This window comes from Piscinibacter sp. XHJ-5 (assembly GCF_029855045.1).
Classification (GTDB): domain Bacteria; phylum Pseudomonadota; class Gammaproteobacteria; order Burkholderiales; family Burkholderiaceae_C; genus Albitalea.
Genome location: NZ_CP123228.1, coordinates 5,264,299 through 5,276,789, shown reverse-complemented (window position 1 = coordinate 5,276,789; position 12,491 = coordinate 5,264,299). Strand labels below are relative to the sequence as shown.

Genomic DNA, 12,491 nt, shown 5'->3' with positions numbered 1-12,491 from the left:
CCGCCCCCGATTCACCGCCACCAGGAGCTAGCCGTGCGCCACGTCATCGAACCGTCGCTTGCCGTTCTGAGCCGATGGACCGGTCTCGAACGTGCCCCCCGCATGCGCAGCCCCTCGGCGCTGCCCACCATCCACCCGACACGCTCGTCGTACTGGCAGCGCTTCGTCTGGCTGGTCACCGGCCAGGGCTGAGCGCCGCCGGCCCTCCCAAGCCGCTCACAGCGGCTGGATGATGGCGAGGATGTTGCCTTCGGTGTCCTTGAACCACGCCGCCTTGGCGTCGCCCGCGGTGACCACGCCGCTGGGGCTCTTCTCGCCGCCCATGTCGTAGTCCTCGAAGCGCACGCCGCGCGCCTTGAGCTCGGCCACTTCGCGCTCGATGTCCTTCACTTCCCAGAACGCCTGGCTGGCCCTGTTGGTGCCGGCATTCGGTGTGGGGTAGAGGAAACAGGCCGTGCCGCCGGCGAACTCGTAGACCACCCCGCCGGCACGCTCCTCCTTCGCCTTGAGGCCGAGCGTCTGCTCGTAGAACCGGCGCGCCCGGGGGACGTCCTGCACGGGAAGGTAGGCGTACAGGGGAGACTGTTGCAGCATGCTCGACTCCTGTTGATGCGAGACCGCCGAGCTTCGCGCATGCGCCACGGGAAGCGAGCGGCCTCCCTGGCGCGCTCAGGGTGTTGTCTCGAAGCGCGCCCGCGTCAGCGTCGCATCGCCGGGATGGCGGACGAAGCGGCCGCCGGCTTCGCGCACCATGGCGATCATCCGGTGGTTGTCGTGCAGCACGTCGCCGAAAAGGGCGCGCACGCCATGGCGGCGGGCGTGCTCCAGCAGGCGCTGCACCAGCTGGCCGCCGAGGCCGGCGCCCTGCCATTCGTCGGCCACCGCGATCGCGAACTCGGCTTCGTCGCTGTCGTCGAGCAGCACGTAGCGGGCGTCCGCGACGATCAGCGCCGGATCGTCCTCGGGCTGTGCCACCAGCGCGACGTGCCGGCGCTGGTCGATCTGCGTCAGCGCGCGCAGCGTCTCGGGCGAGAGCTCGCGGATGCCGATATGGAAGCGCCGCACACGAGAGGCGGTCGACAGGCTGCGCACGAAGTGCTGCTCGGCGTCGGCATCCTGCGGGGTCAGCGGGCGCAAGCTCACGCGCCGTCCGTCGTTGAGCTCGAGGCGGTCGTCCGGCGGCGCCGGCAGGCGCACCCGATGCGGCGCCGTGAGCCAGCGCATGTCCATCATGCCGCTCCTGCCGGGCGCAGCCTGCCGCTGGTCCAGGACCGCGGGGCAGGTGCCCGCGTTCCGGGCGCGGCGCCGGGGCGCGGCTGCAGCTCGACGGCGGCCGGCCCTTGCAGCGCGAACACGATCACCGGCTGGGCGGAGTCGATGACGAAGGAGTCGCCGGCCTCCAGCACGTGGTCGCGCGGGTCGCCGTCGACGGTGATCCAGGCCACACCGGAGACCACGGCGACGCGGGCATCGCGGGCGTCGGCAAAGCGGGCCATCTCGTTGCGCTGCAGATGGAAGCGGGTGGTGCGGATGTCGGACAGCATGGCGGTCTCCGTTGGGCGCGTTGGATGCGCGGCCGGAATGCAGTGGACTTGCCCTCCCGCACCGGCTTGCGTTCCGACGCTGACGAGGTGAATAATGGATTGCGCACGGTCGTGCGACAAACGTTTGTTTCGCATCCAACGCATTCCTCCAGCGCATGCAAAAACCGGTTGACCGCCTGCCTCCGCTCGACCTGCTCGCTTCCTTCGAAGCCGCTGCGCGACACCTGTCGTTCACCCGCGCCGGGGCCGAGCGCTTCATCACGCAGTCGGCCATGAGCCGGCAGATCCGCGCGCTGGAGGACGATCTCGGCGTGGCGCTGTTCCGCCGGCGGCATCGCGCGCTCGTCCTCACCGACCACGGCGCGCGGCTGCTGGCCACCTGCACGTCGGTGCTCACGCAGCTGCGCGCCACCGTTGCCGAGATCCGCACGCCGTCGCAACGGGAGGTGCTCTCGCTCACCACCACGCCGGGCCTGGCCTCCCTGTGGCTCATCCCGCGGCTGCCGGCCTTCACGCGCGCCCATCCGGGCATCGATGTGCGGCTCGACGCGAGCTTCGAGCTGCGCGACCTGCGCGGCGACGGTTTCGACCTGGCCATCCGCTACGGCCGCGCAGGAGCATCCGAAGGACGGCCGCTGTTCGGTGAATCGGTGCAGCCGGTGTGCAGCCCGCGGCTGCTGCGCGGCGGACCGGCGTTGAAGAAGCCCGAGGATCTGCGCCACCACACCCTGCTGCAGGTCAGCAACGCGGGCGGCATGCCGCTCGAGTGGGAGCCGTGGCTGCAGGCCGTCGGCCTGATCGACCTGCAGCCGGCCACCACCCTCAGCTTCTCGGGCTACGGCGAAGCGATCGCCGCCGCGTTGGCGGGGCAGGGCGTGGCGATCGGCCGGCGTCCGCTGGTCGACGGGCTGCTGAAGAGCCGGCAGCTGGTCGCGCCATTCAAGGACATCGCCACGTCGACCCGCGCCTACGCCCTGATCATCGATCCGGTGGCCCGGCTGCGGCCATCGGTGCGGGCGCTGGAGCAGTGGCTGCTGGAGCAGGCGGGCTCGTTGTAATGCGCGCTCGGGGGCCGGCGCTGCGCTTGCCCTCCGTGTCAAGCGGATATGTCCCAGGCCGCAGTGCGCCGAAAATCGCCGATCGGCCCGCGCCGTCCGAGACAGCGGATTCGTCCACCCGACGAAGCAGCGCACCCGGGCAGCGCCACGCCTCCAACCCAAGGAAATTGCATCGCATGAACACCACCACCGCCGACCTCCGGGCCCAGCTGGCGCCGCCGCGCTGGTCCTGGCTGCCCGCCCAGGGCACCTGGCAGTACCACGCGCTCCTGCTGTCGCTGGGCATCTTCGTGCTCGGGCCCCTCGGCGGCGTGACCGCCTCGTACATGAACTTCTCGCTCGGCTTCTTCGTCGGCGGGCAGGTGCTGGCCGGGCTGCTGGGCTCCACCGTCACGTACGGCTATGGGGTCGAAGGCAAGCACGGGGCCAACTACATCCAGACCTCCGCCGCATCGGTGGCGGGCATGAGCGCGATGGGCGTGCTGATCCAGGCGATGGTGTGGATGGGCCTGCCGCAGCCGCCGATGTGGCAGCTGGTGCTCTACATGCTGTGCATCGGCATGTTCGGCGTGGGCGTGGGCATGCTGTACACGCCCATCCTGCTCGACCGCCTGCAGCTGACCTTCCCGTCGGGGCTGGCCGTGGCCAACATCCTGCGCGCGCTGACCGATCCGGTGCTGCTGCGCCGTTCGGTCGCCAAGCTGGGCAGCGGCATCGGCCTCGGCCTGGCGGGCGGACTGGCCGCCGCCAAGCTGCCGTTCATGGCGGCGATCGAGCTGTCGACCTCGACCCTGGGCGCCGGGATGATCGTGGGCGCGCGCATCGGCCTGGCAGCCGTGGTGGCCGCGCTGATCGGCGTGTGGACCACGCCGTACTTCGTCTCCATCGGCTGGCTGTCGCCGGGCGACCCGTACCGCAAGATCATGTTCCTGATCGGCCTGGGCACCATCATGGGCGCCGCGATCATCGACCTGGCGCTGATCTTCTGGCACGCGTGGCAGCGCTACAAGGGCCGCTCCGCCGGCGACGCGCCGCCCCCGCAGGAGGACTGGAAGCGCGTCAACACCAAGCGGCTGCTGGTGTGGATCGCGGTGTGGGCTGCGGCCACCGTGGCCACCGGCCACCTCGTGCTGGGCCAGCCGGTCGGCTACCTGGTGCTGGCGGTCATCCTGGTGTTCCTGTTCGCGATGGTGAACGGCATCTCGCTGGGCATCAGCGACTCCAATCCGATCTCGTCGGCTTTCGTGGTCGCGGTGGTCATCATGGCGTCGATCGGCCTGAACGACCCGGTGGTCGGCCTGATGGCCGGGACGGTGCTGCTGGTGTCGACGACCGTCGCCTGCGACATGCAGCAGGACCGTTCCACCGGCTGGCGCCTGGGCACCTCGCGCGTGGTGCAGTTCCGCTACCAGGTGGTCGGCATTCTGGTCGGCGCCATCGTGGCGGTCGGCTTCGCCAAGCTCTTCATGGCTGCCTACCCGGTGCTGCTGAAGGACCAGACCGTGATGAGCGCCGCCGAGCAGCCCGCCGAGTGGAGCGCCGCCATGACATACAAGTTCGTCGGCGTGCTGCGCAGCCTGACCGAGGACAAGCCGTACCAGCGGACCGCGATCTGGCTGGGCGTGGCCGTCGGCTTCGCGATCGAGCTGCTGCGCAAGCTCATCTGGTCGAGCACGCGCTACCAGCGCTTCGCCAAGGGCAGCCGCGGCGGGCGCGTCACCGACTTCGTGCTCGACACCGCCATCGTGCCATCACCCTACGCGCTGTCGTTCGGCGGCTTCGTGAACCTGCACACCGCGCTGTGGTTCGGCGCCGGCGGCGTGCTGACCAGCGTGGTGGACCACTTCCGCTCCAAGCCGACCTCCGGCTCGGATGCGCCTGGCGACGCGGTCGAGCTGCCGTCGGACATGAGCACGTCCTCCCTGGTGGGAGGCGGCCTGATCGCGGGCGATGCGCTCGCCGCATTGGGGCTCGGGATCGTGGGCCTGATGATGACCCTGTCGGGGTGATCCAGCCGCCGACCCCTCTCCCCGCTCGCGGGGAGAGGGTTGAGGTGAGGGGAGGCGTAGCGCCTCAGTGGGCGGAGTCGATGAGCCCCATGTCGGCGCTGCTCATCAGCGCCTCGATGTCCATCAGGATGAGCATGCGCTCGTTGATGCTGCCGATGCCGGTGATGAAGCTGGTGTCCACGGCGGTGTGCATCTCGGGGGCGGCCTTGATGGTGCCCGCGCCCAGCTCGAGCACATCGGACACCGAGTCGACGACGGCGCCGACGACGCGGCCCCTGACGTTGAGCACGATGACCACGGTGAAGCTGTTGTACTCGACGCTGTCGCAGCCGAGCTTCACGCGCAGGTCGACGATGGGCACGATCACCCCGCGCAGGTTGACCACGCCCTTGATGAACGCGGGGGCGTTGGCGATGCGCGTGGGCGGCTCGTAGGAGCGGATCTCCTGGACCTTGAGGATGTCGATGCCGTACTCCTCGGCCCCCAGGCGGAAGGTGAGGAACTCGCCGCCGGCGGCGACGGCCGCGCGCGCGGCTTCGTGGCGGGCCACTTCCGTGGCGTCTTGGATCATGTTCATGCGAGGTTCTCCCGTGGAGCCGTTCAGAAGGTTTCCCAGTCGTCGTCGTTTGCGGGCGCAGCCGCCGGCGCCGCGGCCGCGGGGCGCGCCGCCGCGGGTGCGACGGCTGCGGGCTTGACCGGCTCCGGCTTGACGGCGACAGGCTTGGCCGCGGGCCTGGCCGCAGGCTTGGCCGGTGCTGGTGCGGTTTCGACACGCGCCGCCGGTGCGGTGCTGACGGCGGGTGCCTTGGCGGCCAGCGCGCCGTCGAGCTTGAACGTGCCGACGGCCCGCGCGAGCTGCGTGGCCTGAGCCTTCAGGCTTTCGGCGGCCGCGGCGCTCTGCTCGACCAGCGCGGCGTTCTGCTGCGTCATCTGATCGAGCTGCACGACAGCGGTGTTGACCTGGCCGATGCCGTCGCTCTGCTCGGAGGCCGCGGCGGTGATCTCGCCGATGATGTCGGTCACGCGCTGCACCGAGCCGACGATCTCCTTCATCGTGTCGCCGGCGTCGGCCACCAGCTTGGAGCCGGAATCGACCTTCTCGACGCTGGCGCCGATGAGGCCCTTGATCTCCTTGGCCGCCTGCGCGCTGCGCTGCGCGAGGTTGCGCACCTCGCCGGCGACCACCGCGAAGCCGCGGCCCTGCTCGCCGGCGCGGGCCGCCTCGACGGCCGCATTGAGCGCGAGGATGTTGGTCTGGAACGCGATGCCGTCGATCACGCCGATGATGTCGGCGATCTTCTTCGAGCTGGCATTGATCTCGTCCATCGTGCTGACCACTTCGGACACCACCTTGCCGCCGCGCGCGGCCACTTCGGCCGCCGACGACGCGAGCTGATTCGCCTGGCGTGCCGAGTCGGCGCTCTGCTTGACGGTGCCGGTGAGCTGCTCCATCGACGAAGCGGCCTGCTGCAGGTTGCTGGCGGTCTGCTCCGTGCGCGCCGACAGGTCCTGGTTGCCGGTGGCGATCTCGGCGCTGGCGGTGGAGATGCTGTCGGTGGAGCTGCGGATCTGGCGCACCACCTCGGCCAGCCGCGACTGCATCACCGACACCTGCGCGAGCAGGCGTCCCACCTCGTCCTGCGCGCCGGGATCGACGCTGCGGGACAGGTCCCCCGCCGCCACCGCGCCCATCACCTCGGCAGCCTGGTTCATGCGCGCCTGCAGACGGCGCACCAGCACTTCGATGCCGACCATCGAGAGCACGGCGAGCAGCGCGACGGCGGCCAGCGCGATCGCCGCTTCCTGGCGCGCGACGCTTTGCACGTCATCGACGTAGACACCCGAGCCCATCACCCAGCCCCACGGCGCGAAGCCCTTCACATAGGAGCGCTTGGGCTCCGGCTCGCTGGAACCCGGCCGGGGCCAGAGGTAGTCGACGTAGCCCTCCCCATTCTTCTTCACGGCGTCGACGAACGCGACGAACAGCGTCTTGCCGTTCGGGTCCTTCATGTCGGAGACGTCCTTGCCCTCCAGCTCCGGCTTGATGGGATGCAGCACCACGCGCGGATGCATGTCGTTGACCCACACGTATTCCTTGCCGTCGTAGCGGATGGCCTTGATCTCGGCGCCGGCCTGGGCCTGCGCCACGACGGTCGACAGCTGGCCGGCCTTCTCCTGCGCGTGGTAGGTCTCGGCGATCTTGATGCTCTGCTCGACGACGTTGCGCGTCATGCGCAGCTTCTCGTCCATCAACGACAGGTGACTGCGATAAACCAGCATGGACACCAGCGCGAGAAACGCGATGACGCCGATGCCGACGGCCCAGCGCAGCTTGGCCGCGAGCGACAGGGCAGAGCGAGAGACAGACTGCATGGGATACCTCTTGATCGATACGCTGGAATCAGGCCGCCGGCGCGGCGCATTCTTGGAGCCGGAACACGCTGACGGCCTGTGACAGCCGCACCGTCTGGTCCTTCAGGCTTTCGGCGGCCGCGGCGCTCTGCTCGACCAGCGCGGCGTTCTGCTGCGTCATCTGGTCCAGCTGCACGACGGCGGTGTTGACCTGGCCGATGCCGTCGCTCTGCTCGGAGGCGGCGGCGGTGATCTCGCCGATGATGTCGGTCACGCGCTGCACCGAGCTCACGATCTCCTGCATCGTGCGGCCGGCGTCGGCCACCAGCCGCGAGCCGGAATCGACCTTCTCGACGCTGGCGCCGATCAGGGCCTTGATCTCTTTCGCGGCCTCGGCGCTGCGCTGCGCGAGGTTGCGCACCTCGCCGGCGACCACCGCGAAGCCGCGGCCCTGCTCGCCGGCGCGGGCCGCCTCGACGGCGGCATTGAGCGCAAGGATGTTGGTCTGGAAGGCGATGCCGTCGATCACGCCGATGATGTCGGCGATCTTCTTCGAGCTGGCGTTGATCTCGTCCATCGTGCTGACCACTTCGGACACGACCTTGCCGCCGCGCGCGGCCACCTGCGCCGCCGACAGCGCGAGCTGGTCCGCCTGGCGCGCCGAGTCGGCGCTCTGCTTGACTGTGCCGGTCAGCTGCTCGATCGACGAGGCCGTCTGCTGCAGGTTGCTGGCGGTCTGTTCCGTGCGCGACGACAGGTCCTGGTTGCCGGTGGCGATCTCGACGCTGGCGGTGGAGATGCTGTCGGTGGAGGCGCGCACCTGGCCGACGATGCGGCGCAATGACGACTGCATGCTCGCCAGCGCCTTCAGCAGGTGGGCGGCTTCGTCGTCGCCGCGCGAATCCACGTCGCGCTGCGCCAGGTCGCCCTGGGCGATCGCGTCCGCGAGGGCCTCGGCCTTGCGGATCGGCAGGCAGATCGACTGCATGTTCATCACCGTCAGCGGCACGATGAGCAGCAGCGCGATCGCGACGGCCGCGCCGAGCAACGCCATCACCAGCGTCGCCGTGCGCTCCATGCGCTTGCCGCCTTGCACCGCCTGGTGGTCCAGGTCGGCGGCGAGCGCCTCGATGGTCGCCTGCGCCGCGTCGTAGTCGGGCTGGGCGCGCTTCATGAAGGCGGCGGCGACACGCGCCGAATCGAAGCCCATCGCCTCGATCTGCTTGGCCACCGGCAGGAAGTTCTGCCTGAACTTGTCCAGGCGCGTCATCGCCTCGGCCACCTTGGCGCGCTCGGCGTCGTCGTGAAGGGCGCCTTGCAGCGTCTTGGCGCTGGCCTGGATGTCGGACACGGTCTTGATCCAGGCTTCCTTCGCGTGGCCGACCTCGACCGCGTTCTCGTACTGGATGATCATGTCCTTCTCGTGCGAGCGCAGCGTGCTCATCGCATTGCGAAGCTGGGCGATCTGCGTCATCGCGGCGAAGTCCTGCGCGACGAAGCTCGCGTTGATCGAGCGGGCGTAGAACTGGGCCGCCAGGCCGACGCCGCCGACGGCGAGCAGCGCGATCGCCACGATCGCGACGGTCGCCAGCATGCGCGTGCGGATCGTGAAGCCTCGCAGCAGCAGAGTCAGATTCATTCGTGTTCCCCCGGTCGTGGTTGCCGACCTTCGTTGTGATCCCGGCCGTGGTGCCGGTGCGGTCCTGGCCCGTTATCGGCACAGGCGGGGTGGCCTGAAGTGCAAGGAAATGATGGCGCGGGCGAAGGTGAGCCGATCTGCGCAATAGCGCGCGCGTGGACGGTCAATTCGCGCCGGACCCCTCGACTGCCTCTCCCGGCTCGCGGGGAGAGGGTCGGGGTGAGGGGAGGCGTAGCGCCTCAGTGGGCGGAGTCGATGAGCCCCATGTCGGCGCTGCTCATCAGCGCCTCGATGTCCATCAGGATGAGCATGCGCTCGTTGATGCTGCCGATGCCGGTGATGAAGCTGGTGTCCACGGCGGTGTGCATCTCGGGGGCGGCCTTGATGGTGCCCGCGCCCAGCTCGAGCACGTCGGACACCGAGTCGACGACGGCGCCGACGACGCGGCCCCTGACGTTGAGCACGATGACCACGGTGAAGCTGTTGTACTCGACGCTGTCGCAGCCGAGCTTCACGCGCAGGTCGACGATGGGCACGATCACCCCGCGCAGGTTGACCACGCCCTTGATGAACGCGGGGGCGTTGGCGATGCGCGTGGGCGGCTCGTAGGAGCGGATCTCCTGGACCTTGAGGATGTCGATGCCGTACTCCTCGGCCCCCAGGCGGAAGGTGAGGAACTCGCCGCCGGCGGCGACGGCCGCGCGCGCGGCTTCGTGGCGGGCCACTTCCGTGGCGTCCTGGATCATGTTCATGCGAGAACCTCCGCGTCATGGTTGAGCTTGAACGTGCCGACCAGGCCGGCGAGCTTCATCGCCTGTTCCTTCAGCGACTCGGCGGCGGCCGCGCTTTGCTCCACCAGCGCGGCGTTCTGCTGCGTCATGTGGTCGAGCTGCACCACCGACGTGTTCACCTGGCCGATGCCATCGCTCTGCTCCGACGATGCGGCGGTGATCTCGCCGATGATGTCCGTCACGCGCTGCACCGAGCCGACGATCTCCTGCATGGTCTGGCCGGCATGAGCCACCAGGCGGGAGCCGGATTCCACCCTGTCGACACTGGCGCCGATGAGCGCCTTGATTTCCTTGGCGGCCTCGGCCGAGCGCTGCGCGAGGCTGCGCACCTCGCCGGCGACGACGGCGAAGCCGCGGCCCTGCTCGCCGGCGCGGGCGGCCTCGACGGCTGCATTGAGCGCGAGGATGTTGGTCTGGAAGGCGATGCCGTCGATCACGCCGATGATGTCGGCGATCTTCTTCGAGCTGGTGTTGATGTCGTCCATCGTGCTCACGACTTCGCACACGACGGCGCGGCCGCGGGCCGCCACGTCGGCCGCCGAGGCGGCGAGCTGGTTGGCCTGGCGCGCCGAATCGGCGCTTTGTTTCACGGTGCCGGTGAGCTGCTCCATCGACGAGGCCGCCTGCTGCAGGTTGGCTGCCGTCTGCTCGGTGCGCGACGACAGGTCCTGGTTGCCGATGGCGATCTCGCTGGAGGCGTTGGTGATGCTGTCGGTCGAGGCACGCACCTGGCCCACCATGGCCTGCAGCGATGCCTGCATGGCACGCAGCGATTCGAGCATGGCCGCCGTCTCGTCGCGGCCCTGCACGGCGATTCGCTGCGTCAGGTCGCCGGCCGCGATGGCGCCGGCCAGCGAGCGTGCCGCATCCAGCGGGTCGCAGATGCTGCGCATGTTGAGCCAGGTGAAGGGCACGATCAGCATCGTCACCAGGGCCAGCACGCCGATGTTGGCGACCATCGCGCGGCGCGTGGAAGCTTCGCGAGCGGCCCTGGCCTCGCTGGCGTCGGCGTCGAGTGCCGCGCGCAGCTGCAGCAGCGTGTCCTCGAAGACACGCATGTGCTCCTTGGCCTTGCCGAGCATCTTGTCGGCGATGCGCGGGTTGTCGTAGGCGCCGTCTTCCACCTGCAGCACGATCTGCTTCGTGGCCGCGGCGTACTGCTCCACCCGCTTGCCCGCCTCGTCGAGCAGCGGCGCCTCCTTGGCATCGGCGCCGGCGCGCGCGGCGGCCAGCAGCTTCTGCGCCGACTCCACCGACGAGGTCCACTTGTCGCGGTGCTTGTTGAGCGTGATGCGGTCGTCGTAGTAGATGACCATGTCCTTCTCGGCGCGGTTGATGTCGCCGACGACGCGGTTCACCTCGGCGAGCTCGCGCGACTTCTGCAGTGCGCGGCTGACGAAGGCGTCGGCGTCCTGGCCTTGCTGGCGCATCGACACCAGCCCGGCGGCGCTCACGAGTCCCAGCAGCGCCAGCATGACGGCCAGCGTGCCCACCAGGCGCGTGCGGATGCGCAGGCGCCGCATGGCGGCCAACAGCCGGCTCATGCCGCTTCCCTCGAGTCGTGCAGCTTGAAGGTCGCGACGACCGTGGCGAGCCGCACGGCCTGGTCCTTCAGCGATTCGGCGGCGGCTGCACTCTGCTCGACCAGCGCGGCGTTCTGCTGCGTCATCTGGTCCAGCTGTACGACAGCGGTGTTGACCTGGCCGATGCCGTCGCTCTGCTCGGAGGCCGCGGCGGTGATCTCGCCGATGATGTCGGTCACGCGCTGCACCGAGTGCACGATCTCCTGCATCGTCTTGCCGGCATCGGCGACCAGCTTGGAGCCCGAGTCGACCTTCTCGACGCTGGCGCCGATCAGCGACTTGATCTCCTTGGCCGCTTCGGCGCTGCGCTGCGCGAGGTTGCGCACCTCGCCGGCGACCACCGCGAAGCCGCGGCCCTGCTCGCCGGCGCGGGCGGCCTCGACGGCGGCATTGAGCGCGAGGATGTTGGTCTGGAAGGCGATGCCGTCGATCACGCCGATGATGTCGGCGATCTTCTTCGAGCTGGTGTTGATCTCGTCCATGGTCGAGACCACGCGCGAGACGACGTCGCCGCCGCGTGCGGCCACCTCGGCGGCCGAGACGGCGAGCTGGTTGGCCTGGCGCGCCGAATCGGCGCTCTGCTTGACGGTGCCGGTGAGCTGTTCCATCGACGAGGCCGCCTGCTGCAGGTTGGCCGCCGTCTGCTCGGTGCGGGAAGACAGGTCGGCGTTGCCGCTGGCGATCTCCGACGACGCGGTGCCAATGCTGTCGGTGGACGCGCGCACCTGGCCGACCATGCGGCGCAGCGCCGCCTGCATGCTGCCCAGCGCGCGCAGCAGCTCGCCGAGCTCGTCCTTGCGCTGCGATTCGAGCTGCTGCGACAGGTCGTTGTCGGCGATGACCCGCGCCGCGCCGACCGCATCCTGCAGCGGACGGGTCACCGAGCGGGTGATGGCGATCGCGGCGCCTATGCCTACCGCCAGGCTGGCCGCGGCCAGCACCGCCAGGATGAGCGTGGCCGCCCGCACCGCGGCCTGCGAGTCCTCGCCGCGTCGCGCGGCCTGGTCGCTGGCGTGCCGCTCGAGCTCGCCCATGGCGCCCATGTAGAGGTCGGCGGCAGGCAGCAGCTGCTGCTTGAGCGTCGCTTCGGCCGCCACCTGGTCGGCGTTCTTCAGGTGCTGCAGCAGCTGCACGCGGATGTCGATGTAGGCCTTGCGCTTGTCGCCGACCTTGTCGAGCAGCGCCTTCGAGGCGGCGTCGGCGGCGGTGGCTTCGAACTGCTTCTGGATGTCGCTGATCTCCGCCGAGGTCTGCTTCATCAGCGGCGCGAAGTGCGCCTCGACGTCCGGCTGGCCGGCCGCCTTGGCGATCGCGATCGTCCGGTTGACGTTCAGCTGTGTCTTCTGCAGCCACTTGTCGGCCAGGTTGGCCTGGCGCTGGTACGTGCTCGTCACGTCCATGTCGGAGCGCATGCGCAGCAGCTGCGAGAACGAGACGGCGACGATCAGCAGCATCAGGGCCAGCACCAGGCCGAAGCCCAGCCCCAGCCGCATGCCGATTTTCAGGTTGTTCATG

Annotated in this window: 12 protein-coding genes; 3 read left to right on the top strand and 9 right to left on the bottom strand. The window is 69.6% G+C overall.

The features are described from left to right. Positions 1–33 precede the first annotated feature (33 nt). Entirely contained in the window at positions 34–192 is a 159-nt protein-coding gene (locus tag P7V53_RS24910) for a hypothetical protein (RefSeq protein ID WP_280152183.1), read from the top strand. A gap of 24 nt (positions 193–216) precedes the next feature. On the opposite strand, the gene P7V53_RS24905 is transcribed toward P7V53_RS24910, so the two are convergent. From P7V53_RS24905 to P7V53_RS24895, 3 genes are all read right to left on the bottom strand, one after another. After that, positions 217–594, bottom strand: a complete 378-nt coding sequence (locus tag P7V53_RS24905) for a VOC family protein (protein ID WP_280152182.1) — start codon at positions 592–594, stop codon at positions 217–219. Positions 595–669: 75 nt separating this feature from the next. Then, a complete protein-coding gene (locus P7V53_RS24900) occupies positions 670–1,233 on the bottom strand; it encodes a GNAT family N-acetyltransferase (protein WP_280152181.1) in 564 nt (187 codons plus the stop codon). Beyond that, complete coding sequence (locus P7V53_RS24895) at positions 1,230–1,544, bottom strand: DUF2917 domain-containing protein (protein WP_280152180.1); 315 nt, start codon at positions 1,542–1,544, stop codon at positions 1,230–1,232. Before P7V53_RS24895 ends, P7V53_RS24900 begins: the two co-directional genes overlap by 4 nt. 155 nt (positions 1,545–1,699) lie before the next feature. Between P7V53_RS24895 and P7V53_RS24890 the strand changes: the two genes are divergently transcribed. Both P7V53_RS24890 and P7V53_RS24885 read left to right on the top strand, forming a co-directional pair. Then, positions 1,700–2,602, top strand: coding sequence for a LysR substrate-binding domain-containing protein (locus P7V53_RS24890; protein ID WP_280152179.1), 903 nt, complete (start codon positions 1,700–1,702; stop codon positions 2,600–2,602). 176 nt (positions 2,603–2,778) lie between these two features. Continuing rightward, positions 2,779–4,611: an OPT/YSL family transporter gene (locus P7V53_RS24885; RefSeq protein WP_280152178.1), complete on the top strand. Its 1,833-nt coding sequence runs from the start codon at positions 2,779–2,781 to the stop codon at positions 4,609–4,611. Positions 4,612–4,675: 64 nt separating this feature from the next. Here the strand turns inward: P7V53_RS24885 and P7V53_RS24880 are convergent, their stop codons facing one another. The 6 genes from P7V53_RS24880 to P7V53_RS24855 form a co-directional block, all read right to left on the bottom strand. Next, positions 4,676–5,188 carry a chemotaxis protein CheW gene (locus P7V53_RS24880; protein WP_280152175.1) on the bottom strand — a complete coding sequence of 171 codons (513 nt, stop codon included), beginning with the start codon at positions 5,186–5,188 and terminating at the stop codon, positions 4,676–4,678. A gap of 23 nt (positions 5,189–5,211) precedes the next feature. Next, positions 5,212–6,984 (bottom strand): methyl-accepting chemotaxis protein, encoded by a 1,773-nt coding sequence (locus P7V53_RS24875; protein ID WP_280152177.1) that lies wholly within the window; start codon positions 6,982–6,984, stop codon positions 5,212–5,214. Between the two features lie 28 nt (positions 6,985–7,012). Beyond that, positions 7,013–8,602 (bottom strand): methyl-accepting chemotaxis protein, encoded by a 1,590-nt coding sequence (locus P7V53_RS24870; protein WP_280152176.1) that lies wholly within the window; start codon positions 8,600–8,602, stop codon positions 7,013–7,015. A 239-nt stretch (positions 8,603–8,841) separates the two neighbouring features. After that, a complete protein-coding gene (locus tag P7V53_RS24865; RefSeq protein ID WP_280152175.1) occupies positions 8,842–9,354 on the bottom strand; it encodes a chemotaxis protein CheW in 513 nt (170 codons plus the stop codon). After that, the gene (locus tag P7V53_RS24860; protein ID WP_280152174.1) at positions 9,351–10,937 is read right to left on the bottom strand and encodes a methyl-accepting chemotaxis protein; all 1,587 of its coding nucleotides are present in this window, start codon (positions 10,935–10,937) and stop codon (positions 9,351–9,353) included. Before P7V53_RS24860 ends, P7V53_RS24865 begins: the two co-directional genes overlap by 4 nt. Then, positions 10,934–12,490 (bottom strand): methyl-accepting chemotaxis protein, encoded by a 1,557-nt coding sequence (locus P7V53_RS24855; RefSeq protein WP_280152173.1) that lies wholly within the window; start codon positions 12,488–12,490, stop codon positions 10,934–10,936. The genes P7V53_RS24860 and P7V53_RS24855 overlap by 4 nt, the downstream gene beginning before the upstream one ends. Position 12,491 lies beyond the last annotated feature (1 nt).

Excerpts from the sequence above, each read along its gene's own strand:
- P7V53_RS24860 (WP_280152174.1), bottom strand. The coding sequence starts at position 10,937 with ATGAGCCGGCTGTTGGCCGCCATGCGGCGCCTGCGCATCCGCACGCGC.
- P7V53_RS24875 (WP_280152177.1), bottom strand. The coding sequence starts at position 6,984 with ATGCAGTCTGTCTCTCGCTCTGCCCTGTCGCTCGCGGCCAAGCTGCGC.
- P7V53_RS24870 (WP_280152176.1), bottom strand. The coding sequence starts at position 8,602 with ATGAATCTGACTCTGCTGCTGCGAGGCTTCACGATCCGCACGCGCATG.
- P7V53_RS24880 (WP_280152175.1), bottom strand. The coding sequence starts at position 5,188 with ATGAACATGATCCAAGACGCCACGGAAGTGGCCCGCCACGAAGCCGCG.
- P7V53_RS24855 (WP_280152173.1), bottom strand. The coding sequence starts at position 12,490 with ATGAACAACCTGAAAATCGGCATGCGGCTGGGGCTGGGCTTCGGCCTG.
- P7V53_RS24865 (WP_280152175.1), bottom strand. The coding sequence starts at position 9,354 with ATGAACATGATCCAGGACGCCACGGAAGTGGCCCGCCACGAAGCCGCG.
- P7V53_RS24885 (WP_280152178.1), top strand. The coding sequence starts at position 2,779 with ATGAACACCACCACCGCCGACCTCCGGGCCCAGCTGGCGCCGCCGCGC.
- P7V53_RS24905 (WP_280152182.1), bottom strand. The coding sequence starts at position 594 with ATGCTGCAACAGTCTCCCCTGTACGCCTACCTTCCCGTGCAGGACGTC.
- P7V53_RS24900 (WP_280152181.1), bottom strand. The coding sequence starts at position 1,233 with ATGATGGACATGCGCTGGCTCACGGCGCCGCATCGGGTGCGCCTGCCG.
- P7V53_RS24895 (WP_280152180.1), bottom strand. The coding sequence starts at position 1,544 with ATGCTGTCCGACATCCGCACCACCCGCTTCCATCTGCAGCGCAACGAG.
- P7V53_RS24890 (WP_280152179.1), top strand. The coding sequence starts at position 1,700 with ATGCAAAAACCGGTTGACCGCCTGCCTCCGCTCGACCTGCTCGCTTCC.